This is a genomic window from Pseudomonas sp. KD5, assembly GCF_012932895.1.
Lineage (GTDB): Bacteria > Pseudomonadota > Gammaproteobacteria > Pseudomonadales > Pseudomonadaceae > Aquipseudomonas.
In genome coordinates, this window is the sequence record NZ_JDWJ01000001.1 from 222,113 (window position 1) to 245,105 (window position 22,993).

Sequence of the window (22,993 nt, forward strand, 5' to 3'; positions counted from 1 at the left end):
TGATGTGCTTGAGCTCCCGTTTCGACTTAAATCCGTCGCTCTGGTTTAGGGGCGACTGGAGTGCTGGCATCTTCCAGATGCGACACCAAAGCTTCCTTCAATTCCAGCAACGCATCTCGCAGTCGAGCGTCCTCGCGCGGGTCGTCCGTGCTCGGCTTGAATTCTTCGACGTGCCTAAGCAGGGCTTCGCTGTCGTTTTGGTTGAGATCAAAAACAATCATGTTGAGCCCGGGGATTTGGAGGAGGGGGTAGCGTCAGCAGGCGTATCCGTGGCTGAGTTTTTCAAGCTCAGCCTTTACGAATTCGTATCCTGTTTTACTGTTAGCCGCTTGCAACCGCGAGCCTTCAACAGCCCCCGCCATCGGCTGGGCGAGCCAGAGATCGGCCTTCGCTTTGTTGCCAAAAACAATCTCGGCATGGCGCTGGATCAGTTCTGCTGTTGTTGAGTCTTGGCCTTGATTTTGTTTTGAGTACAAGAAAGGGCCCCTTGAGCAAGCCGTTCGCTTAATTTTTTGAAGAGTCCCAGCCATCAGTGCCGGGACTCTTCGTTATGTTTAAAAAGCACTGAGAGAATGATGTGCATTCGGTCAGCGCATTTTAATGCGCCGTCACCCATCACTCTTCATGTATTAGCGCATTATAATGCGCTGATCACCGGTTTGATTATGGCTAGTACTTACCGTCCAAGTGTTCGCTGATGGCGCCAGGCAAGACGCCTACAGCCTAAAATTCGAGAATCCTTTTCCTCGTGAGGGAGCCTGCATTACTGGTTACCTCGGCTTTGGCTTTGTTGCCAAAAATCTGCTCGGCTTGGTTTTGGATTAGCTCAAAGTAATTCATTTTTGGCCCTGGCGCGCGTTCGGCTAAACTGGTTGCTCGGTGCTCGTAAGCATCCATGCTAGCGGGTTGATCCTTTTTCTTTCCATACAGGAGTTCCAGCTTGTCCTGTTAGTGCTTCGGGTGGGGCTTACTGGAAGACCTTTTACACTTCATACATCTGAGCCTTTGCCCATCTCTTTTTTGCTTGTTTTTCTGGAACACGTTTCGCCGTTTTGGTATCTGTCACCAGGCATGCAGGAGAGCGCGCTGGCCACTCTGCCAATTCTGTGGTGACCAAGTAAGCTGGACACAGGATCAATAGGTCGCCCAGGCTGAGCAACGGAAACCCTCTAACCACGGGGCGGTCTTTGTCGATGCTTACTTTCCCCCAATCTGAATCGAAATAATCGACCGAGTAGGTATCCGTTATCAGATACGAAGTAATGGTCGTGTCCCTGAGGCCCATCAAGTAGGCCGTTCGGTAAACCATAGCTGGGAAAGTCCGAGGCGCCATGGTCAGCATTGCTACCGTCATGATCATCAGGACGGCCAGCGTATTTCTGATTTTGGCGAGCAGATTTTCTCCAAAAGCAAAGAAGATAACCGCTGGTACGAGCGCCAGAGATGAAACGAAGATCGCCATCCCGGCAAGTTTGAGCGAGCTTTCAATGTCAGTCGGCGTGGGGTAAGTTGACAACACTAGCTGTACTGGAAATACAGCCGACAATACTGTTGAAAACACAACGATGAACAGTGGGACTAATGCTCCAAAGCGCGCCTGCCATTTCATGCCCTCCTCGGGCCGCGCCATAAAGCCTACTACGTGAATCGCAACCCTGAATCGTTCCGACTTCATCAGGACAAAGAAGACAACGATTTCTGCCAGCGCTGACGCCAATATGGTGAGCAGCGGATGAATGTCCCCCACTATGGTGCTCATCTGCACTGAGATCCCGACTAACACAGGTATTGCGAGCAGCCTGACCATTTTGGTTTGCACATAGGGTTGCTTGTTAAACAGGGTTGCCCCTGATGCGAAAATCATCGAGTTCATGGTGAGCACGAAGATATAGGCGATGAGTAACAATGCAACCAGGAGCATCCAGGGAACGAGAGCAGCCTTGGTGTCGAGGGCGGAGGGAAACAATCCAGGGAGACCGATCGCATTCAGGTAAGTGGACAAGATAGCGAAGCCGAAAAGTGTGCCTGCACCGCTAAGCATCAGACTAACAACAACCCAGTGGTCGACAATGCGTTTTAGGTTCTTCTTGATGGCGCCGTTAGGGATGGAAAAAGGTGATGTCGTCATGAAGAGCGAAGGCCTTGAGTATCAAGGGATGAAGTTAAATCCACTTCATCTCGTTTTACGGAATGGGCACCGGGTATACCCAACCGACGATGTTCGGTTGATGACATAGGCAGCCGTCGGCGCCCTGGATCGTGTTTTCCGGACTCCAGCCTTTTTAGGATAGGAGCTCGTTGGTGCAGGGAAGTCCAGGTGATAAGGGAGATGGTGTCCGCATTAAAATACTCGGACACCATCGCTTTTAGTGCTGGAGTGCGAAGGGTGACTTCACCGGACGCTTACGGTTACCCACCGTGGCTATGCTTATGTGAGTTTGCTTTTCAGCATTTCAAACATCGCCTCTTTCGCCCGAGCGACGAACTCATCTTCGGTTTCGGCCTTTTCGGGAAGGCCAATCTCTGATTGAAGCTCGCCCAGAAACTCTTTGTCAGTGATGAGGTTTGCAGCACCCTCAGCGAATTGAGAGGCCTTTGTTGCCCCCAGGCTTGCGCCAAGGATCGCGAGGGATGCCAGTTTCACTTGGGCACGCGTGGTGATTGCGAGTGTTTCAGCGCCTTTGGGCTCTGCGGAGTTTTGACCGTACACGATATCAACGAGAGATTTCACTGGGCTTCCCCTCCATTCGCTCTGAAAAATTCTCGGAAAACCTTGTCCATCAGATCGACAAAAGCTTGGCAAATATCGTCTTTCTGCTGTTGCGAGAGAGACGACCAGATTTGAGAAATGAAGCTGTATATTTTGAGCAGAATTTCGAGCATGTGACGCTCCCTGTAGTGCTGGTTTCTGACCCTTCTGCATCGGCCAGCGTCCTGGAAGCTTGAGCAGGAATCTGGCCGAAGCCATGGGTGTACAAAACGTACACTGGCGTCCGTGAGCGAACTGGGGCTGATCACAAGTCTGTGCGTCAATTATGCATATCGGTGTACTGTGTTTGCTGATTATTTGTACGGATATGTCCATGTACCAGGTGCTGGGTATTCAAAAATGTCTCGGTTACTTCGCCCTACTGTGCTTTATCGTTTTCGGAGCACTGAGCTTTTGGCGCTTGCCTGAAGTGTTCAGTGAGTTCGCGGCTTTTTGGTCTGTGGCCAAAATGGCGATGGGTGTTTCGACGGTTCTCCTGCTTGGCGTAGGTCAGACACCTCTGTTCCCCTGGCTCTGCAAGCTGCCCTTGGTGAGAAAGTTTTTCCCTCCCATTGATGGAGACTGGCAGGTAACTATCAGGTCGAACTGGAATCTGGTCAGGCAGTTAACTGGGCAGCAGGCTGGCGATACGCTGTTTACCAAGCAGGGTAAAATCACCATTACTTCCCGTCTGTTCAGTGTGAGGATGAAGTTTCAGTCTGATGATAAGTATTCAAAGTCGAGCACTACGATCGTAGGTGTGCGGCGAGATCCCGAGCATGGAACCATTGAGCTGAACTACTCCTACCATAACGTGACCCGTAATCCAGAGTTGACGGATAGCGGCTGTCATTACGGCTCTGCGCGAGTGGAGGTTCATGATGAGAAGGAGGGCGTGAGTCTTGATGGGGAATACTGGACAAATCGAAATTGGAACAAGGGCCTGAACACAGCGGGTATGATTTTCTTTGAAAGGCTGAAGTGAAGCTTTCACCACCTTTGCGCGGCCTTAGGGCTGTCGCCAGGAACAAATCGGGTGGTCTGACTAAACCAACTCATCGTCTTCAAATGCCATCCGAATCAGTTTTCGATGTTAAGCATGCTCAAATGGCGCGTGCTTCGTAGTGGGGGTATTCACTGGGATTGCGGATGATTACCTGCCGTTTCGCGGTTATCGACACTGCGCCTTCAGCGTTGGCCTCAGGTGCCCCTTCCAACCCATTTGCTTTGATTAAGTGCTGCAAAATCTGATAAGAGCTTTGCGGTAGGTACACTGCATCTTGTGTTTTATTGTGTTTATTTTATGGATATTGCACTAGATGTAGGGTTGTGCCAGTATTGGATCCAGCTGTGTTCGCTTCGTTGATGGTTCGCGTTTATCAATCAAAAAACATTGCTGGTTTTTGTGGCAGCACCGGAGGAGTTGGGTCTTGGGGGGAGTGGTACGCACTCACAAGAATCCGACTGAAAGCAGGCGCGTTGCTTGCAAGCCATCGACAGGACATGTCTCATGCTCAACCTGAGTCCCTTGCTGTACACCACCAAAGACCGTTTCGATGAGTTCGGAACCGTCGTTGATCACCCGACCTTCCTGAAATCCATGGATCTCACGACTGATGAGAAGCAAAAGATCGACGCTGCTCGAAAGGACATTCGTCAGTCGCTGCGTGATGGTTTGTCTCAAGCTTTGCGGGAAAAGGGTTACGACGGTGAGACGTGCGACCCCAAGTTCTACATTCAAGGTTCCTGGGCCTACAAGACGCTGAACCGCCCGTGTCAGACACCGCCGCAACAGTCCGACGTCGATGACGGGGTGTACCTACCCCTGAGCATCATGAAGGAGGAAGAGAAGCCACACTTGGCTATTGGTGACTTTTTCGATGCCGTGTACGAAGTGCTCAAGCCGCTGTGTGACGCTAACGGTTGGACTTTGGAGCGCAAGCCCAACTGCATGCGGGTCGTGATCGCAACTTACGCGCACATCGACCTGCCGCTTTACGCGATCCCCGATGTTCAATACAAGCTCCTGAAGGCGGGAATGGAGGAGCGTGGCATTCCAACCATGGACGGTATCATTGCCAATGCCGCCACTCAGAGTTGGAAAAAGCTCCCGTCCGACAAGATATTGCTCGCGTGTGATCGCGGATGGATTAAGTCTGATCCCCTGCAGATGAAGGAGTGGTTTGAGCTGGAAGTACAGGACAAGGGCGAGCAGTTGCGTCGTGTGATCCGCTACATCAAGGGATTCCGTGATCAGCAGTGGGATGAGAGAGGGCCTAGCTCGATCCTGTTGATGGCAGCTGCATGCCCACTCTTCGAATTCGAGAGCAAGCGAGATGATGAAGCACTGCTCAACGTCGTGAGAGGCATCCCAAAGGCCCTGCGAGACGGTGTTCTGAGCCCGATCGATCCTAAGGTTTACCTCACTGCCGCGCTGACCGAGGATGAAATCGATTCGGCGGCGGAGAAGTTTGAAACACTCGCGAGGTACCTGGACGCTGCGATCAACGCAAGTGATGAGGCAAAGTCGTCAGCATGTCTCTGGATGCGGGAGATGTTGGGTGATCGCTTCCCTAACCGGCCAGATTTGATTGATGTCATGTCTAAGGCTGCGCTGCCAGCAGCGATGGCGGCTATTGAGCCTCAGCCCGGGGAGATGGAGATCCTGGATCGTTCTAAGTCGGGGTAATGGTCATTGGTAATTCCTCAGCTTCTGCAAGCACTCAAGCCCCTAGGGTGGCGCCGCCAGAAGTCCCAAGAGCTTTCGGGGTTCCTGGCATTGGAAGGTGCCTTGCAAACCCGCTTTGGTTTGGTGCCGTGCGAGTTATTCATTGATCGCGAGCTTCGGTCGTTCCCAACGATTGTTCTTCAGCAACCCTTCCCCGAGCGTTTGCTTCCCTTTGCACCGCATGTTGGGCCCGATGGTTTTCTCTGCTACGTGGCGCAGGGCGCGGTGGTGTTTGACATCTACAAACCTGTCAGCCAAACGATCGCGGCATTGAGGCGGGCGGCGACCGTACTTGACCAAATCATGGCGAAGGAGCGCGTGGATGATCTGGAGGAAGAGTTTTTCGCCTTCTGGCCAGGCGTATATGCCTTCACTGACATAGAGAGACCTGAGTCGGGCGAAGTGGCTGTATTGAGTCTGGGTAAAGGACAGGGGCTCGTTTTCACCGATGATGTGGCGCGAGCGAAATCAAAGTTCGCCCTTCGAGCAAACAGCGTCGATACGCTCCTTGGATTCTCGGCGAAAATAACGACGAAAACTCCTCCCCGTCCTTTGATGGGGGCCTGGCCGCCAAAAACCGTCGGTGAGCTTCTGGATTGGCAATCGAAGCTGGATCCTCAATGTCGTCGCAAGATTCTAGCTCGGATCGTAAAAGCCTACCGTGCAGGTAAGCATGGCGTCGTCGTTGTCATTGATGCACCCACGATGCAGTACGGATTCCTTGTGAATGATCTTCAGACGTACAAGCGCACATCCAAGGCGGATCAGCGCACTCCAATCTTTGGAGCACCTATAGAGTTGATGCAGGTGGTCAGGATGGACGATCAATACCTTGTAGGGCGTAACATTCCTGCTCAGACAACGCTCGCGGGCAAGAGGATTGCCTTGATTGGTTGCGGAACGATTGGCGGCTTCCTTGGTGACCTACTGGTTAAGGCGGGGGCCGGTACGGGAGGTGGAGAGTTGCAACTGATCGACAATCAGGATCTATCTCCTGGGAATATCGGGCGTCACCGACTAGGCATCAATCGCTTGGAGATCAACAAAGCAATAGGGTTGGTCGCAGAGTTGAAAATCACAATGCCTTCAGCAAACGTCAGGGCACTTCCCCACGACGCCTTTTCGGTCAACCTTGCAGGGGTTGACCTGGTCATTGATGCAACCGGGGAGCAGGGCTTCGGGAGCTGGCTGGCGGGTTTGCAAGCCAGCGGTAGCCTTTCCAATGGTGGGTTGCAGACTCCGCTCCTTCATGTCTGGATTGAAGGTGCTGGAGAGGCTGTGCGGACGCTTCTTAAGCAGCATAGGTCTGAAGGGTGTTACCGCTGCTTATGCGATTACGAAGCGGAGCAACGGTTCCTCTCAGTAGTCGGAGGTGTTCGTCCGATCCTCGCAGGAGGTGGCTGCGAGGGGCAGTACGTGGCGTACTCGGCGTCAGTGTCTGTTCAGGCGGCAGCATTAGGCTTGGATACTGCATTGGCTTGGGTCGGGGGTACGGCGTGGCCTTCATTGTCCACTCGTGTTCTCAGTCGGGCGCATGATCCCTCCACAGGAGATGTCACCATCCTTACGCGACCAGGATGCCCCGCATGCAGTTCCTAAATACCTGGAAGGATCCCGCCAGCGAGCGACTCGTGTATTTCTCTGCGCAGGTGATCGAAGTCTTTGAACGCTACATCCAGGGCGAGAACGATGCAGAGGCGGGAGGCATATTGCTGGGGCATGTTCGTGGTATCCATCTGGAAGTTCTAGAGGCCACGGTGCCCACCCGAAAAGATCGTCGACTCAAGTATTTTTTCGAGCGGTTGGTCGAGGGCCATAAAGGCATTGCTGAGCGCCGATGGCGTGAGAGCAATGGGTTGGTCAGGTATCTCGGGGAATGGCATACGCATCCTGAAGACCATCCCACACCGTCTGGCCTGGATATCAGTGAGTGGCAGAAGCTTGCGGCTGCTCGAAGAGATGGGCGGCCTATGCTGGCAGTCATTGTTGGGAGACGGGACTTACGTGTTGAGTACTCGTCCTCGAATGGCGCTAGGCTCCGCTTGTACCACTCCTCTAGTGGTCAGTAGCCAACGCTCAGGATGAAGCTTCAGATGGTAATTGAGGGGATAGATACTTGCTTAACGATTAGGGTTGATAAGCAGCATTCCCTACATTCGCGTCGATTTTCCTACATTCGGGCGGGATCCATGGAGATCACCAGTAGCGTTGTAAACGTCCTAAGCGCCCGAATCATTTAGGTGCTGTACGAGGGCTTCCTTCAATTCGAGAAGCGCATTTTGCAGTCGTGAGTCTTCGCGAGCGTCGCCCGAACTCGGCTTGAATTCTTCAACGTGCCTGAGCAGGGCTTCAGCATCGTTTGTGTTGAGATCAAAAAAAATCATGTTGAGTCCTGGGCTTGGAGGAGTGGAACTCGAATTAGCAGGCGAATCCGTGACTGAGTTTTTCAAGCTCAGCTTTTACGAGTTCGTATCCCGTTTCATCGTGAGTGAGCTCCAATGGTGTACTACCACCGAAGGTGTTTTTCGGTTGGGTCAGCCAACTGTCGGCTTTTGCTTTGTTGCCAAATACAAGCTTGGCTTGATGCTGGATCAACTCAACGTAGTTCATTTTCTTACTCTCGGGAGACTTGCCGGAATCCGCTCTGTTTAGCTTGCGGGCGAGATCGATGCCGGAGCCTTCGCGCAATATTCACGAAACGCTTTGATGCCCCGTTTGATGATCAATATTGGCTTAATCATGTAGCGATAGCTGACGAACATATTGAGCGCGAGCCAACCCAACTGGTAAGTCGAGCCATGAAATCCTCCATGGTGTGTGCTGTTTTGCCAAAAGCCGTAGGCAACGAAAATAGTAAAAATGGCGACCGTCAGAGGCAGGATGCTGAGCCTTCCCAGGGAGACGGCAATGAAGGGAATGTCGACAACTGAACGGACAGGTTCATTGTCGAGCTGAATGGCCCAGATCCGGTTGATGTTGTCTTTGCCTGGCTGGTACGTCGCTCTGACTCGATCGCCGGCCTTTACGTGAGCGTCGAGAACGTCAGGGATTTCGAGCTTTTCGTGTTTCTTGCCGTCAATTTTCCAGTAGTGATAGCTGACCATGTCGCCGCCAAAGCCTCGCGATTTCTCGTCGAGCCGGCCGTCTACGATTTGCATTTCCTTCATTTTGATCCCTGTCTCGCGTTTGAAGTGATGGCAAAAGGATATTTCTGCCAAATACTAAGTAATACTTAGTATGTCGTCAAAGCGAATCTAAGAATCTCTTAGCCTTTCGGCGATGAGAAAATGGGTACGTTTGGCAAGCGCTTGAAAGAGGCACGCAAGATAAGAGGTTTTTCACAGGAACGTTTGGGGATTGAGGCGGGCATTGAGCCGGCCACAGCTTCTGCGAGGATGTCTCAGTACGAAAAGGGCGTTCACCAGCCTGGTGAAAGCATCGTGAAGCAGATTGCTGCTGTCCTGAATTTACCGGTGCCGTATTTTTACTGCGAGGATGACGAGACGGCGCATCTGCTGCAGTGTTTTCATTTATTGAAAGGGAAGGAGCGCAAGGATGTGGTTGATCTGGTGGAGCGACTGGCACTGGGTGGCTGATGTACGCGCTGCGAAATGCTTTGAAGGTGCTTTTCTTGATCGAATGGTTTGAGTCAAAGAAGACTCATTGGTGCTATAGGCATCAGCATCCCACCATTCGGAAACGCTGATGGGGTCAGGTAAGTTTCACAGCAAACTTTTTTCTATTGGCCTTTGGTTTCCCATCTTCGAAGTACTCAACTGACACCACCTGTTGGGCTCGATCGACCATCATGAACACCCCCAGCAGGTATCCACAGACGTGTTCGGGATGAGTGACACCGTCATAAGACCAGGTGTCGTCAAAGCTCTTCTTGGTTAGAGCCATGAGTCGTAGCCTATCCGAGTGTATCTGTTCAGTCGTTTTGTCTGGCTTGGCCATTTCCATGGCAATCAGATTATCTCGCCCCCTCTCTCCACGGCTGTGCACGATTAGATCACAGGTCACTTTGATCACTTCCAATTCTCCCGACAAGATGGTTTTGATCTGCCCACCTTGTTTTCTGTTGTACTCGGGGTCTGCGTAATACCCCTCAAGCTTGTAGGTTGGGAGCAGGTTTTCGAATTGCATGGCGAGACGAGCACAGAGATTTCTTTCCGAAATATTGTCTCTGATGCTGGTGGCGTCCTTGATCAGAAATTGGCTTACCGCTGCTTCAACAAGCTCGTACATCAAACTCCGAGAGGTTTCCATTCAGGCTCTCCGGATCCATGTTTTGAAATAGGGAGGCCGGTCAGAAGACCAGTGAGGATGACTCCCTGATAGTGGGATTAATGTGGCAATGCTTAGCCGCTTACGTCAAGAGAAGACGCCAGCTTGGATGGTGACATTTAACTCTCTGAGTGCTTTCAGTTTCGAGCAGTCATTCTGGGCGCGCGAAATCCAATACCTTCCGAGCACGGGACGATCTGCTCATCGAGCGTTCCCTAAGGCTGCAAGCTAGCATCCGAAAGGCGCGAAGGTGGGCTCGGTCAACGTTAAAGCCGTGCGTTGATCCACTCCCAAACATTCTTGCTGGGCCACCCTTGGTGTTCACCATTGTTGAGTTTGGTGGCCACTTGGTTTATCCGCATAAATGCGTGCAGCAAGGTTGGCTAGAAATCCATTTTTTAACTTCGTTGTCCCAGCCTGGTTCGCAAAACTCAAGGCTGGGCCAGTAATTGTGAAACTCTTCGTAATCTAGCGCTCTCGCGTTTTTCTGAGATTTCTCGGATATAAACCCCCACACAATGTACATCCGCTCTTTCCAATTGGATGTAGAAAGCATATGCATTGGTGTGCATTCAGGAAAACCAAGGTTCAATATGGAAGCACTGAAGGATTCGACTACTGCCGGCGTAAACCTTGAGTCGTACTCATTGGTTGCGTCAATGCCGTGATATAACAGTCCAATGTACTGGAATGCACTATGATCTATGCTGTCCTGTTTTTTGATGCTGTGAAAAGAATTGAGGTTATAGCCTTCGGGCGTTTGGGTTACGCTGAAGCTGATTTTTAGGTCGGACATTGATGTTCTCTTTTTTATTTTATGGTAACGAGGGAGCAAACACCGGTGCAACTCTGAGAGATTAGATTTCTAGGGGGGCTATGTGCGGATTTTGCAATGTAGGTTGTGGGCTGGCTGCTTGCATTCATTCCCCGGTAACTTTGCTTACTTGATATCAAAGGCTTTCGATTTTTATATGCTGACCTGTGAGGTCATGGCCTGATGAGTTAGTGAGTATTCGGCTTGTTGATGGCTAGCAGGGCTTTGTTTGAAATTAATTGATTCCGTAGCGAGAAATCCGCATTGGAGGTTGCTGGCTGAAAGTCTCCATCGACATAGTAAAGAGGAAAACAGAGTCGCAATCGAGGATGTCGGTATGGAAAGCAGAGCAACTGAATATCGATTTGCTTAGGGTATTTGGATGGCAGGTGGAGATTGCTGAGCAGGATGAATCTTTTGGGGTCTCTGGCAAGTACTTGAAGCTTTACCGGGTTTCCAGGCCTGGCCAACCTGATTGCAAGAAATCTTATGTCAGCCCAATGCCTATCGATATACCTGACTTCGCTATCCATAACGCCGGTTGGCTCTGCCGTGATACTATCTCCTAGGCTACAAACAAGGACGCCGTGATGAAGGTAGATTCAGACGAAAAAACGACCTCGTGATCGGTAAGAATTGAGGTTGCCAATGAATGCTACGACTTGCAGGGTTTGGATTCCCCCCTGTCGGAGCTGTAGATGTTCAAGGCATTCTCACCCGTTTGAGTCGAAATCTATTCACATCCACGACTACATCTGCACGACGCTTGGAGCATTCATAAGTAGTGGTGCTCTACGTCAGTACTATTATCAGAAGGGGCTGAGTACACGCGGCGATGCGCAGACTTAGCTCAACCGCTCGCATCCTCGTGAATTGTCGGATGAAGTCGGTAATCCAGTCAGGGAGCTTCTGTTGAAAGCAAGAATGATCTCTAAGGCTCCAAGGCTGGATCTCACGCCACCTTAAGCAAGCGCTCCATGGATTCCGTCAGAGACTGTTCCCTTTCAATGTATATTTCTTTGCTGATTTTTTCTTTCGCGAAATCATCCAGCAACCGTTTTCTCCGCTTCTGATATGTTTCGTAAATTTTGGCCACTTCAACATTATGAATGATCTGCTCGTACTTGGATTTGGTCTTGAATGCTGTGTCCACGTAGCCCAGTAGGCTCTCCAGTGTGGCGTGACCGCTCTTGGTTAGCGCTCGCTCGGCCAGCATCTTGTTAGTCATCAACGTCTGCCTGAACGAGTCTGGGCTCAGTGCCTGTGTTTCGGCAATTAACCGGGCGACAATGTTCGTACAATATGCATGTCTGAAGAGGTGCGCGCAGGCTTGTTCTTCGACTCCGGCAGCGCGACGGATCAAAGAAAATTCAGTTGTGAAAGTGTCTATCCCAAGCGGGCGACCACCACGCTCGGTGACAAACAGGAATCCGTGATCCGGGACGCCTTTGAATCGCTTCATGATGATGAAGCGGTCGCCGCGAATATAGTTCATGAGCTCGTCAATCATGGGAGGGCTAAGCTCAAGTGCTCGTGTCAGCCCCATCCCGCCTCGTTTTAGAGTGGTGACTGAAATAGTGGGTTGTTTTACTTTGGCGGCGGCAAGCACTTCGGCAACTGTAATGGGTTGAATCTCGCCGCGTCGCGCGCCTAATTCCTCGAATAATGAAATCATCAGGTGTCGACGATTATTTAAAAATTCCGACGTCGACATCTCATCAATAGCATTACGCAATTTTTCGATCGTGGCTTCTCCAATCGGCTGACGAGTCTTCTTCGCCTCAGGTGTCCTGAACGACCTGTGGTGAACGCTGGAGCGTGTGAAGGCCTTTCCATTTCGATAGTAAACTGAGTCCACCATGTAAATTGATATGGTTCCATCTATACCGACGAAATTGTGTAAGCCGCTCATTTCACCCACGTAAGCAAGAAAGCTTAAGCACCTTCTACCAATGCCAACAATCGTACGCTCAGTTCTTTTGCGCTGGTTGGGTTGATTGCGCTTCATTTCTCTGCGAAGTCCGTCGATGAACTCGCAGAAGTCGTCATCGGATAGAGCGATAAAACTGAGGTTATTGTAATAGCAGAATCTGATCAGGTGGCTGATCTTCCCAGCGTACTCGCCAAAGGTGCCCCCTTTGGTTCCGGCTCTGGATGGGCCATTGCCACCTCGGCCAGGTTTCATACGTGTCTTGATCATATAAGCATTGGCCTGTAGGCAGGGCATTCCATTTGGCCACGTCATAAAAGGCATGTTGCTGCCATCGAGCGTATGCAGCCTATCCAGCGATATGTAGTCGTAAAGTCGCAGTTTCGGAATCAGTGTAAATAATTGAGCGGATTCGGGGTACTCAACGCGTCGTTTGATCATGGGGCACCAGCTGCAAATGCTTCTTCATGGAGAGAATGGTCACGTCATCAAACGGTGCAGGGTTCAATCCCAGAATTTTGATGACCCTGTTGATGGCGTCCTTAATCCGCTTTTGCCGCAATCCTGTATTGGCCGTGTCAGCAATCGTGATCAAGTCCCTCCTGTTAACCTCCAGTGCCTGTATAAGCACCATGTTAACGGCTTGCAGGGAGGAGATAGTGTCCTTCAGTTCGTCGACCTGTTCCTCCAGCGCGGTTCGAGATCGCTTCTTTGGCGCAGCCTGTTGCTCTTCGAATTTGTATATCATTTGCTGCGCATGCGACCGCAGCCGGTCTAAATGTTGAAAATCTCTCTCCGCATCTGGTTGCGTGAGTCTTTTCTTCAAAGTGTTCAGGCTGACAGGCCGGATCGAGAAGTTTTCATCTCGTATTGAGAACTCCATATCCAAGGAGCATAGGCCCCCCTGGCTTTTGAGTGCATTCAACACCTGTTCGTTTTGCGAGTAACTGTCTGGCGAGCGTGCGATATCAACCAGCAATCTGAAAATGCTATCGATGGACTGATCAATTTGCTCGCGCTTGGATACTGTGCTCATCTTTGTTCAGCTCACAATGAATAGAATTTTCATAGATGTACCATTTTCATCTTTGAAGAATTGCGGTTCGAATCTGGCTTTCCCCTCGTTCAGCATGGCCGCAAGGTAGGTTTCAATTTTCCCCTCATCGACAAGCGCAAATGACGTAGTGCCGAACTGTGCAGATAGCAGATCCCGCAAATTTTTGTAGTTCTCCAGCCGGCCTTTTTTTGCCAAGCCTGCAAAATAACGTGCGCCTGCGCCTCGAATTTCTTTAGGCTCCATGCATTCGGTCAGATACCGCCAAATGTGTTCGATGTCGCGATGGCCAAACATCCAGCGCAAAGTATCCAATTCCCCAAAGCTGTTGGTGTAGAAAAACATGATGGCAAAGAAACGCCGCAGCTGATGTTGACGCACGTAATAACGCTCGCCACTTTCTGTGACATCGCTTTCGAAATAATCGCAGGCAAAATCCAGGTGACGGTTGTAAAGGTGCAGTGAACAGTCCTGGAGTACTTTATGCCCCATAGAAGGTGGAGTCGCGAACAGGTCGGTCAGGTCGTCGATAACGCCAAGACGCTTGAGTAGCTTTTGGAAGCGACGCAGCTCCTCAATCATTTCGACGGCGATGGCGTCGATGGGGCGAGACTCGCGCTGTCGAATGCCCAAGGCGTTACGAGTGGACTTGGCCAGCTTGAAGATAAGCCATGACTTTGTACTGTCCAGGCACTTTTGAGTCTCCAAAGTCACCAACTCATCAACGCGTCGCGCCATGATCATCCCGACGGTCAGTTGTATGCTGCCGAGGTATACGTAAACCAATTCAAGTAGTCCGTGATTTGCACGTATCCGCTTGAAGTATTGATTCCTGTCTCCTTTTCGTCGGGATCTCGCCCCGGTTTGGCGGTGACTAGAAAGACCTAGTTTTTTGACGCCAAAATCTACGAGCTCTGGGCCGATGATTTTCATGAAGTCGGCGTCAGCAAGTCGGATCATCGAAATGTTTTGGGCGTGGCAGTAGCTCGCGACTCTAATGAATCCATTTAGAATTTTCCTTCCGTGATCGACATGGAACTCCATGCTGCTACGGAACAGTTTCAATAGGTTTCCAGAGGGCACGCTTCTAAATCGGGATGGTTGATTAAGCTTTGGAGTATACTCTTTGATCGTAATCGTATCTGAGGGGGCAGGTAGCCCTAGCGCACTGAGCGATGCACTGCTCACGAGGGTGTACCTGTAGTAAAAGTACAATGATTCTTGGAGAAGCTCGGCTTCGCCGGTGGTAACTCTTACTGACGGATACTCTCGTTTGTAGTTCTGCTCGTTAGGGTAGAAGCTCAGTGCCTCCAACGCTGATTTTGCAGTCTGTCGTCCTCGTAGCGTGTCTGGGTACAGACGTTCAGAAAGCACTTTAGTGCTTATCTTGTAGCCGTTGTGGTTGTTTCCGTAATACAGGTTCGCTTTCATCATTGCTGCACGAACTCTCGGAATGTCGGAGGCGTTGATGTCGAGGCTCAGATCCTCACAGACGTCATCGCTGACCTCCAGCATACTCGGGTACTTGGCAAAAAACTCCTCGGCCTCAGCGTTGCTGAGGCCGCCTAGTTGAAGCGTGCAAAACGCAGACACGCGCTCATGCCATGCATAAATGGAGTCTTCAGACCGCGCAAAGGAGGCCAGTTGATTGAGTATCCCCTTCAAGTCATCAGCGTTCAAAGCACCTAGGCCGAAGGCGATAAGGTCGTAGCTTTGAGCATTAATCAGCAAGTAGTCGATGACTTTCAATGTGCAAGCTAAGCGCATGTTTTGAGAGTCGGGCGAGAGAGTAGCAAACTCATCGTTGACACCATTTGTGCTAATGATGAGTAGATGTTTAAGCGAGCGAAGCAAGATCTCATTCTTGTCGTCGGTCAAGAGGCTGCCATCCCAAAGACGAACTCCCCAATCAAGTTCGTAGGGTTTTTTCTGGTTGGTCAGTATTGCCCAGGAATTCTCATCGAATTTGCACCGCAGCCAGGATGCTGTTGTGTGAGGTGATGCTTCGACCAAGTCAAAGTCATCAAGAAATTCATATCCGGATTCACGACCAGTGAGCAGGGACATAGATCAGCGCCTCCATCTTCTTTGCATCGACCAGTTTCAACGCTGCGTCCAGATGCTTCTTCAGCAGCCGGTCATAACCACTGGAAATCTCGGCTTTGATTTTTCCTGCAAATGACGCCCAGTACTCAGCCTTGCCGCATACCCGCTCGCGATTGCTGGATCCCGTGACTGCTGCCTCCAGCGAGAGCAAGGAGGAGAGGAACGGCACTCCGATGGAAAGCACGGCCTCGCTGGTTTCAATGGGTTTGAGCTGCTCTTTTCGTTCAGGATCGGAAGCTTCGGGCGGAATCTCTTTGATCCGGTGGTTATCCAGGAAGGTATCCAGTTCATCCATGTTGTTGAACTTCGTCACACGAAGAAGGTGCGGGCTGTCCTTCATGGCCTCGCAGACCATCGCCTTCTGGAAGATCCTGATCCATCGAGCCTTGATGAAAGCCAGCAGGGCCTCCGGGAGGTAGTGGCTGAGCAAGTCTGGGTAATAGTGTTCATGGCCAAGAGCCTTGGACATCTCCTCAGTACTTTTACTCGCAATGAAAACTGCGACCGCCGCAGAAGCTCTGATGCGCCCTAGTCGCACTCTCTGAATAAAGTCCACCAGCTGCGTCTCTGGGAGATCGATGTGTGGTGTGAATTGAGCGATCAGTTGCTCGCGCAGACCGCTATTGTTAGCAAAGCTACTCTTATTCCATTGGGGAATAACGTCGGCCCCAAAGACGGTTGTTCCCCTGGCGGAGTTCACAAATAGCTGGCGCCAGACATCATTACCTTGGGCCTTAAGTTTTCGCCGACCGAGGCTAGTGATCTCGATGATGTCTTTAACGATGGAAAATGAGGTGTCATTGAGCTTAATGGTCTGCTCCCGGACATCCGACTGTTTACGGTCTTTGTAGCCAATGAGCAGCCGTTTCTCTTCGTTAAACCCTGATAACTGACCTGCCTGGTTATAGAGCTCGAATCCATTGAGAAAGTCCGCTGTGATCTCTGGGTGTTCAAGCACGAGAAGGCACTGAAATGGATACAGGCACCCTTTCAATTGGAAGCCATAGGTGCTGGCGAGGTGCATGGCGCTGCAACCCTCACCCGTGATCTGCTCGTGAACTTTGCAAAGAAAATTATGTGGCACCGTAGAAGTTATATCCTCCAAAGTCGCGCAGATGTCCGCCTGTGTATACCGCTTGACCATGCCACGGCCGGTGTACTCGATAATCGGGATGCCCTCCTTAGCTAGTGAGATTCGACGAGCAAAGCGGGATTTCAGATCTGCTGCCTGCTTGGTAGCCCAGTTACGCACCGTCGCGAGGTCGTTCTTGATATGAAAGAACAACACGTCGATAGCCTCGGCATCGGTTACGTGCAGTGGAATACTCGTGATTAGCTTTTCTTGTATAAGCAGGCCGCCTTCATCTTCACGCAGCCTCGTTTCCGAACCATGTTTGGTAGCTGGAGGAGGGCGTCGGATCGGTGAGGTAAGGCTTGCCCATACGCCTGTTTTGCAAAGGCAAGATTCAACGGCGTTGAGGAACTTGTTCCACGCTTTGATCTTGTATTTGCTGTCGTGGCCGTCTTTCTTGGCCTTATAAAAATGAGCAAGGGTGAACGCGTGCATGAATCGCTTCACGCCTTGTTCGCTCTCAAATGTGCGCAGAGGCCATTGAGCTTGATGTTTGTGGAGGTAGTCGAACATGAAGCCCCATTCGAGACGATAATCACCCCCTCGGCCACGGTAATGTTTCTCCAGCTGGACATACATGCCCTCGACAAAAGCCCTTCCATAAGCGGCCACGAGAGGGGCTAGTCTCAGGTGCGAGCTCCCACCACCTTCACGGAAAATCGTCCAACCTCCCCAGTACCACCTCTTGAAATCGTCCGCCGATGCCACTTTCGCGCATACGGCTGCATCAGGTTTGAATAGGGCAAAGTCCCAGCTAACGGCATGAAGATCAGGGTGCGTGAGTCGGGCTGTGGCTAGCACCTGATAGATGCGGCGACAGAACTTCACTGATTCTTTACTTGGCAAGTCAAGCAGTTCATCGCCAGCCAAGGCGGCTACGTAGCCTTCCAGGACTGTCTCGATCGCGGGGCCTCTAAGCGTCTCCATCGTGATCCGCTGACCAGTGATATCGCAGTACGCTTCGAGTACCTGTAGAGCAGGTCGAATTGTAAAACTTCTCGCCTTTGTTGACTGTCGGTAAACCTCGCCAGCCTGAAGGATCAGGTCGCCGACCTCTGGGTCGATCGCGGTAAGTGGATGGTAGAGGACAGTAGAGGCGTTTTTGATAATTGTCATTTTTTTCTAGCTGAGGATTGTGCCTTTAATGCCCGTTTTAGAGCGGTTAAGACAATAATGATAGCCATCGCTAAATAGTCAAACGAAAGAGCTGGGTTTCGAACTGAACCTGGATTTCAAAGAAGATTTGGCTGATGAAGCCATTGATGCTTTCCTCGACGCGTTCCTGAAAGAAGCCATGGAAGCCAACGGTCTGGGTTATGTGGGCGGCGATGACTTCGGTCTGGTTTGCCTGCAGAAGCGTGGCTCGGTGACCGAAGCACAGCGTGCCGCTGTTGAAGCCTGGCTCAAGGGCCGTAGTGAATTGACCAGCGCTGAAGTCAGCCCGCTGATCGACGTCTGGTACCCGGAAAAGCCGATCAATCCGGTAGCCTGATGTTCTAAAAAAACGGCGACCCCAAGGGTCGCCGTTTTTTTTATACCTGCTTTTTATAGGCGCATGGCTTGCCCGCGAAGGGGCCCTCAGGCCTTGCGCCAATTCAGAATCACCAGCGTCAACACCCCCGCAACAATCCCCCAGAACGCCGAACCGATGGAAAACAGCGTCAGCCCCGATGCCGTCACCATAAAGGTAATCAGCGCCGCTTCGCGTTCCTGCACTTGCGCCATGGCAATGCTCAGACCGTTGATGATCGAGCCGAACAGCGCCAGCGCGGCAATCGACAGCACCAGTTCTTTAGGCAACGCGGCAAACAACGCCGCCAATGTCGCGCCGAACACCCCGGCAATCCCGTAGAAAATCCCGCACCAGACCGCTGCCGTGTAACGCTTGTTGCGATCCTCATGGGCGTGCGGCCCGGTGCAGATCGCTGCGCTGATGGCGGCCAGGTTGATGCCGTGGGAGCCGAACGGCGCCAACAGCAACGAGGCGATGCCGGTGGTGGTGATCAGCGGCGAGGCCGGCACGTTGTAGCCGTCGGCGCGCAAAACGGCGATGCCCGGCATGTTCTGCGAGGTCATCGCCACCACGAACAGCGGGATGCCGATGCTGATGGTCGCGGCCAGGGAGAAATGCGGCGTGGTCCAGACCGGCGTCGCGACTTCCAGGTGAAAGCCACTGAAATCCAGCAACCCCATGAAACCGGCCAGCGCGGTGCCAATCAGCAGTGCCGCGAGCACGGCGTAGCGTGGCGACAGGCGCTTGACCAGCAGATACGTGAAGAACATCCCCAGGACCAGCGCGGTGCGGTGCTGGGCGGCGACGAAAATCTCGCTGCCGATCTTGAACAGAATCCCCGCCAGCAACGCCGCCGCCAACGAGGCCGGAATCTTTTTCACCAGCCGTTCGAAACTGCCCGTCAGGCCGCACACGGTCACCAACACTGCGCAAGTAATGTAGGCGCCGATGGCCTCGCCGTAGCTGACACCGCCCAGGCTGGTGATCAGCAACGCCGCGCCGGGGGTCGACCAGGCAATGGTAATCGGGGTGCGGTAGCGCAAGGACAGGCCGATCGAGCACACCGCCATGCCGATGGAGATCGCCCAGATCCACGACGAAATCTGCCCGCTGCTCAGGCCCGCCGCTTGCCCGGCCTGGAACATCAGCACCAGGGAGCTGGTGTAACCGGTCATCATGGCGATGAACCCGGCGACAATGGCCGAGGGCGACGTGTCGGTCAGGGGACGAAGCTGCGTGTGCGTGGCGTCGGTCATGACAGCGGTGTTCCTTGTTCTGATAAAGATGTCCGTAGCCGCTGAACTTGTAGGAGCGAGGCTTGCCCGCGAAGGCGTCGTGTCATTCAACATTGATATCGACTGACACGACGCCTTCGCGGGCAAGCCTCGCTCCTGTAGGGATTGTGTTCAGGCTGCGAATTCTGCGTTCAAGCCTAAACTGAAACGTAACCGGTCGTTGCGATACAGCAAAGGCGACAAACAGCCGTACAGTCGTGTTGCCACCCGCCATTGTGTACAATTGCAGTGTTTTTTACGCGATACTTGCCAGCGACCCACTGTGCCGTATTACAGTCACGGTCAATTCGCCGCAGTTCTCCCGACTCGAGTGCCCATGAACGAACAGTTGCAACCCCTCAAGAAACAACCGCGAGCAGGCAAAGCCGGCCGCAGCGGTACCCAGGACGATATTGTCTACGCGCATATCTTCGAGGCCATCCTCGAACAGCGTCTGGCGCCCGGCACCAAGTTGAGCGAAGAAGCGCTGGGGGAAATTTTCGGGGTCAGTCGCACCATCATTCGCCGCGCGCTGTCGCGTCTGGCCCATGAAGGCGTGGTGTTGCTGCGTCCGAATCGCGGCGCTGTCGTTGCCAGTCCGAGTGTCGAAGAGGCACGTCAGGTGTTCATGGCGCGGCGGCTGGTGGAGCGGGCGATCACTGAGTTGGCGGTACAGCACGCCACTGCCGAGCAGATTGCCGACTTGCGGCAGATGGTCAACGACGAGCGCGACAGCTTCTCCCGCGGCGATCGCGGTGCCGGTATTCGTCTGTCGGGCGAGTTCCACTTGAAACTGGCCGAAGCGGCGAAGAACGCGCCGCTGATCAGCTTCCAGCGCAGCCTGGTGTCCCAGACATCGCTGATCATCGCCCAGTATGAGAGCGGCAACCGTTCCCACTGTTCCTACGATGAACACACCCAGCTGATCGACGCCATCGAAGCGCGGGACGCGACGCTGGCGGTGGATTTGATGATGCATCACATGGACCACATCGACAGCAAACTCAACCTCGACGAAGAAAGCGCGTCGGATGATTTGCATGCGGTGTTCTCGCATCTGTTGCAGACCAAGAAACCGGGGCGTTCGACTGCCAAGCTATAAATCGGGCCGAGTCGCGATAGCGGTCTGACAGGCGACAAAAAAAATCCCCCGCAATCAATGAATGCGGGGGATTTTTTATGCCCGAAAAACCTTAACGCTGATGCACCAGACTCCCCGCCGCATACGTCTGCAACACCGTCCGGTCATCCCCCAGCGTCATCAACACAAACAACGTCTCGGCAATGTTGTTCGCCTGCTTCAAGCGATAGCTCAGCAGCGGCGTGGCGTTGTAGTCCAGCACCAGGAAGTCCGCGTCGGTGCCCGGTTGCAGAGTGCCGATCTTGTCTTCCAGCCGCAGCGCGCGGGCGCCGCCGAGGGTGGCGAGGTACAGCGACTTGAACGGGCTCAGCCGCGCACCTTGCAGCTGCATAACCTTGTAGGCTTCGTTCAGGGTTTGCAGCAGCGAGAAACTGGTGCCGCCACCGACGTCCGTGCCCAGGCCGACATTCAGCTTGTGCTTCTCGGCCATCGGCAGGTTGAACAAGCCGCTGCCGAGGAAGAAGTTTGAGGTCGGACAGAACGCAATCGCCGATCCGGTCTGTGCCAGGCGCGCGCATTCGTCGTCGCACAGGTGCACGCCGTGGGCGAACACCGAGCGCTCGCCGAGCAGTTGGTAGTGATCGTAGACGTCCAGGTAGCCCTTGCGCTCCGGGAACAGTTCCTTGACCCACTCGACTTCCTTGAGGTTTTCGCTGATGTGGGTCTGCATGTACAGATCCGGGTATTCGCTGAGCAACTGCCCCGCCAGTGCAAGCTGTTCCGGGGTGCTGGTCGGGGCGAAGCGCGGGGTGACGGCGTAATGCAGGCGGCCCTTGCCATGCCAGCGCTCGATCAGCGCCTTGCTTTCAACATAGCTCGACTCGGCGGTGTCGGTCAGGTAGTCCGGCGCGTTGCGATCCATCATCACCTTGCCGGCGATCATCCGCAGATCCAGTTGCTCGGCAGCCTCGAAAAACGAGTTCACCGATTGCGGATGCACGCTGCCGAAGACCAGGGCGGTGGTGGTGCCGTTGCGCAACAGTTCCTTGATGAAAATATCCGCCACTTCGTCGGCGTGAGCCTTGTCGGCGAACTGGCTTTCGCACGGGAAGGTGTAGGTGTTCAGCCAGTCCAGCAGTTGCTCACCGTAGGCGCCGACCATGCCGGTTTGCGGCAGGTGAATGTGGGTATCGATGAAGCCGGGGGTGATCAGTGCGTCCTGATAATGGGTGATCTCGATGTCGGCCGGCAGCGCTGGCAGCAATTCGCTGGCGTGGCCGATGGCGTTGATCTGGCCGTTCTCGACCACCAGCAGGCCGTCTTCGAAATACTCATACGAGGCTTCGATACCCACTTCGGCAGGGTCGGCGATGCTGTGCAAAATGGCGGCGCGGTAGGCTTTGCGAGTCATTGGCATGGGTGTTCTCAATTAGTTCGGAGCTTTTCAGTTCGAGGCTTTTCAGTTCGAAGCTCTTCAGTTAGAAGCTTGGCTGCGGCGTGAAGCAGGCAGCAGTTTGGCGATCGATGATCCGGCGCTGGCGGTGTGCTGGCCAAAATTCGCGTTGTAAGTGGCGATGATTTCGCCGGCGATGGAGATGGCGATTTCCACAGGCAACTTGCCTTTGACTTCGCCCAGCCCCATTGGGCAGCGCATGCGTTGCAGCACGGCGCTGTCGAAACCACGATCACGCAGGCGGTGTTCGAACTTCACCCGTTTGGTCTTCGATCCGATCAGGCCGAAGTAGGCGAAGTCATTGCGCTTGAGGATCGCGGCGGTGAGTTCGAGGTCGAGCTGGTGGTTGTGAGTCATGACAATGCAGTAGCTGCCAGCGGGCAGGTCATCGACTTCATCCAGCGGTTCTTCGGTGACAATTTTGCGCACGCCATGGGGGATCTGTTCGGGGAATTCGGCTTCCCGCGAATCGATCCAGCGCACCCGGCAGGGCAGGCTGGCGAGCAGCGGCACCAGCGCCCGACCGACGTGGCCGGCGCCGAATACAGCAATCTGCGCTTGCACCTGGCCCATCGGCTCGAACAGCAACACGGTCACGCCGCCGCAGCACTGGCCCAGGCTGGCGCCGAGGCTGAAGCGCTCCAGATGGGTGTCCTGCCGGCCGCTGGCAAGCATCTCGCGGCCGATCTGCATGGCCTTGTATTCCAGATGCCCGCCACCGATGGTGTCGAACGTTTGCGTGGCGCTGATGACCATCTTCGAGCCGGCATTGCGCGGCGTCGAGCCGAGCTCTTCGATGATGGTCACCAACACACAGGGTTCACCCCGGTTTTGCAGGTCGGCGAGGGCGTCGATCCAGTTGTACATGTTCA

At 53.1% G+C, this 22,993-nt stretch carries 24 protein-coding genes; 7 read left to right on the plus strand and 17 right to left on the minus strand.

Going from position 1 to position 22,993, the window contains the following annotated elements:
* Window positions 1-26: 26 nt before the first annotated feature.
* The 5 genes from AF70_RS01040 to AF70_RS01060 all read right to left on the minus strand — a co-directional run bounded on the left by AF70_RS01040 (window position 27) and on the right by AF70_RS01060 (window position 2,883).
* Window positions 27-221, minus strand: coding sequence for a hypothetical protein (locus AF70_RS01040; protein WP_081791088.1), 195 nt, complete (start codon window positions 219-221; stop codon window positions 27-29).
* A 33-nt stretch (window positions 222-254) separates the two neighbouring features.
* Window positions 255-476 (minus strand): hypothetical protein, encoded by a 222-nt coding sequence (locus AF70_RS01045; RefSeq protein WP_081791099.1) that lies wholly within the window; start codon window positions 474-476, stop codon window positions 255-257.
* A gap of 506 nt (window positions 477-982) precedes the next feature.
* Window positions 983-2,128 carry a hypothetical protein gene (locus AF70_RS01050; protein ID WP_028941126.1) on the minus strand — a complete coding sequence of 382 codons (1,146 nt, stop codon included), beginning with the start codon at window positions 2,126-2,128 and terminating at the stop codon, window positions 983-985.
* A gap of 300 nt (window positions 2,129-2,428) precedes the next feature.
* Window positions 2,429-2,731, minus strand: coding sequence for a hypothetical protein (locus AF70_RS01055; protein WP_032831190.1), 303 nt, complete (start codon window positions 2,729-2,731; stop codon window positions 2,429-2,431).
* Window positions 2,728-2,883, minus strand: coding sequence for a hypothetical protein (locus AF70_RS01060; RefSeq protein ID WP_169342453.1), 156 nt, complete (start codon window positions 2,881-2,883; stop codon window positions 2,728-2,730). The genes AF70_RS01055 and AF70_RS01060 overlap by 4 nt, the downstream gene beginning before the upstream one ends.
* Before the next feature lie 200 nt (window positions 2,884-3,083).
* On the opposite strand from AF70_RS01060, the gene AF70_RS01065 reads away from it, so the two are divergent.
* From AF70_RS01065 to AF70_RS01080, 4 genes are all read left to right on the plus strand, one after another.
* Window positions 3,084-3,734 (plus strand): hypothetical protein, encoded by a 651-nt coding sequence (locus AF70_RS01065; protein ID WP_028941127.1) that lies wholly within the window; start codon window positions 3,084-3,086, stop codon window positions 3,732-3,734.
* A 525-nt stretch (window positions 3,735-4,259) separates the two neighbouring features.
* Complete coding sequence (locus tag AF70_RS01070; protein ID WP_028941128.1) at window positions 4,260-5,438, plus strand: cyclic GMP-AMP synthase DncV-like nucleotidyltransferase; 1,179 nt, start codon at window positions 4,260-4,262, stop codon at window positions 5,436-5,438.
* Between the two features lie 102 nt (window positions 5,439-5,540).
* Window positions 5,541-7,076, plus strand: coding sequence for a ThiF family adenylyltransferase (locus AF70_RS29725; RefSeq protein ID WP_231508985.1), 1,536 nt, complete (start codon window positions 5,541-5,543; stop codon window positions 7,074-7,076).
* Window positions 7,064-7,546, plus strand: a complete 483-nt coding sequence (locus AF70_RS01080; protein WP_028941130.1) for a Mov34/MPN/PAD-1 family protein — start codon at window positions 7,064-7,066, stop codon at window positions 7,544-7,546. Before AF70_RS29725 ends, AF70_RS01080 begins: the two co-directional genes overlap by 13 nt.
* Before the next feature lie 150 nt (window positions 7,547-7,696).
* Here AF70_RS01080 and AF70_RS01085 read toward each other — a convergent pair whose 3' ends face one another.
* Genes AF70_RS01085 through AF70_RS01095 form a run of 3 tightly spaced genes read right to left on the minus strand, consistent with a single transcriptional unit; the run spans window position 7,697 to window position 8,644 of the window.
* A complete protein-coding gene (locus AF70_RS01085; RefSeq protein WP_169342454.1) occupies window positions 7,697-7,861 on the minus strand; it encodes a hypothetical protein in 165 nt (54 codons plus the stop codon).
* Between the two features lie 34 nt (window positions 7,862-7,895).
* The gene (locus AF70_RS01090) at window positions 7,896-8,087 is read right to left on the minus strand and encodes an MbcA/ParS/Xre antitoxin family protein (protein WP_028941131.1); all 192 of its coding nucleotides are present in this window, start codon (window positions 8,085-8,087) and stop codon (window positions 7,896-7,898) included.
* A gap of 38 nt (window positions 8,088-8,125) precedes the next feature.
* On the minus strand, window positions 8,126-8,644 hold the full coding sequence (locus AF70_RS01095) for a hypothetical protein (RefSeq protein ID WP_028941132.1): 519 nt from the start codon (window positions 8,642-8,644) through the stop codon (window positions 8,126-8,128).
* 120 nt (window positions 8,645-8,764) lie between these two features.
* Between AF70_RS01095 and AF70_RS01100 the strand changes: the two genes are divergently transcribed.
* The gene (locus AF70_RS01100) at window positions 8,765-9,073 is read left to right on the plus strand and encodes a helix-turn-helix domain-containing protein (RefSeq protein WP_028941133.1); all 309 of its coding nucleotides are present in this window, start codon (window positions 8,765-8,767) and stop codon (window positions 9,071-9,073) included.
* Window positions 9,074-9,188: 115 nt separating this feature from the next.
* Here AF70_RS01100 and AF70_RS01105 read toward each other — a convergent pair whose 3' ends face one another.
* The 6 genes from AF70_RS01105 to AF70_RS01130 form a co-directional block, all read right to left on the minus strand.
* Window positions 9,189-9,746, minus strand: a complete 558-nt coding sequence (locus AF70_RS01105; RefSeq protein WP_050438332.1) for a hypothetical protein — start codon at window positions 9,744-9,746, stop codon at window positions 9,189-9,191.
* A 370-nt stretch (window positions 9,747-10,116) separates the two neighbouring features.
* Window positions 10,117-10,560 (minus strand): hypothetical protein, encoded by a 444-nt coding sequence (locus tag AF70_RS01110; protein ID WP_028941135.1) that lies wholly within the window; start codon window positions 10,558-10,560, stop codon window positions 10,117-10,119.
* A 970-nt stretch (window positions 10,561-11,530) separates the two neighbouring features.
* Complete coding sequence (locus AF70_RS01115; RefSeq protein WP_028941137.1) at window positions 11,531-12,949, minus strand: tyrosine-type recombinase/integrase; 1,419 nt, start codon at window positions 12,947-12,949, stop codon at window positions 11,531-11,533.
* On the minus strand, window positions 12,930-13,544 hold the full coding sequence (locus AF70_RS01120) for a hypothetical protein (protein ID WP_028941138.1): 615 nt from the start codon (window positions 13,542-13,544) through the stop codon (window positions 12,930-12,932). Before AF70_RS01120 ends, AF70_RS01115 begins: the two co-directional genes overlap by 20 nt.
* A 6-nt stretch (window positions 13,545-13,550) precedes the next feature.
* Window positions 13,551-15,629, minus strand: coding sequence for a hypothetical protein (locus AF70_RS01125; RefSeq protein ID WP_028941139.1), 2,079 nt, complete (start codon window positions 15,627-15,629; stop codon window positions 13,551-13,553).
* Window positions 15,607-17,916: a hypothetical protein gene (locus AF70_RS01130; protein ID WP_028941140.1), complete on the minus strand. Its 2,310-nt coding sequence runs from the start codon at window positions 17,914-17,916 to the stop codon at window positions 15,607-15,609. Before AF70_RS01130 ends, AF70_RS01125 begins: the two co-directional genes overlap by 23 nt.
* 91 nt (window positions 17,917-18,007) lie before the next feature.
* On the opposite strand from AF70_RS01130, the gene AF70_RS01135 reads away from it, so the two are divergent.
* Window positions 18,008-18,292: a 50S ribosome-binding protein YggL gene (locus AF70_RS01135; protein WP_026331760.1), complete on the plus strand. Its 285-nt coding sequence runs from the start codon at window positions 18,008-18,010 to the stop codon at window positions 18,290-18,292.
* Between the two features lie 86 nt (window positions 18,293-18,378).
* Here AF70_RS01135 and AF70_RS01140 read toward each other — a convergent pair whose 3' ends face one another.
* Window positions 18,379-19,569 (minus strand): benzoate/H(+) symporter BenE family transporter, encoded by a 1,191-nt coding sequence (locus AF70_RS01140; protein WP_018925276.1) that lies wholly within the window; start codon window positions 19,567-19,569, stop codon window positions 18,379-18,381.
* A 355-nt stretch (window positions 19,570-19,924) separates the two neighbouring features.
* Here AF70_RS01140 and AF70_RS01145 point away from each other — a divergent pair, with 355 nt between their 5' ends.
* Window positions 19,925-20,689 (plus strand): GntR family transcriptional regulator, encoded by a 765-nt coding sequence (locus AF70_RS01145; RefSeq protein WP_007941070.1) that lies wholly within the window; start codon window positions 19,925-19,927, stop codon window positions 20,687-20,689.
* 91 nt (window positions 20,690-20,780) lie between these two features.
* Here AF70_RS01145 and guaD read toward each other — a convergent pair whose 3' ends face one another.
* Together guaD and xdhC are read right to left on the minus strand one after the other, a co-directional pair.
* Window positions 20,781-22,079, minus strand: a complete 1,299-nt coding sequence (gene guaD / locus AF70_RS01150; RefSeq protein WP_178119829.1) for a guanine deaminase — start codon at window positions 22,077-22,079, stop codon at window positions 20,781-20,783.
* Window positions 22,080-22,142: 63 nt separating this feature from the next.
* On the minus strand, window positions 22,143-22,988 hold the full coding sequence (gene xdhC, locus AF70_RS01155) for a xanthine dehydrogenase accessory protein XdhC (protein WP_019579882.1): 846 nt from the start codon (window positions 22,986-22,988) through the stop codon (window positions 22,143-22,145).
* Between the last annotated feature and the right edge of the window lie 5 nt (window positions 22,989-22,993).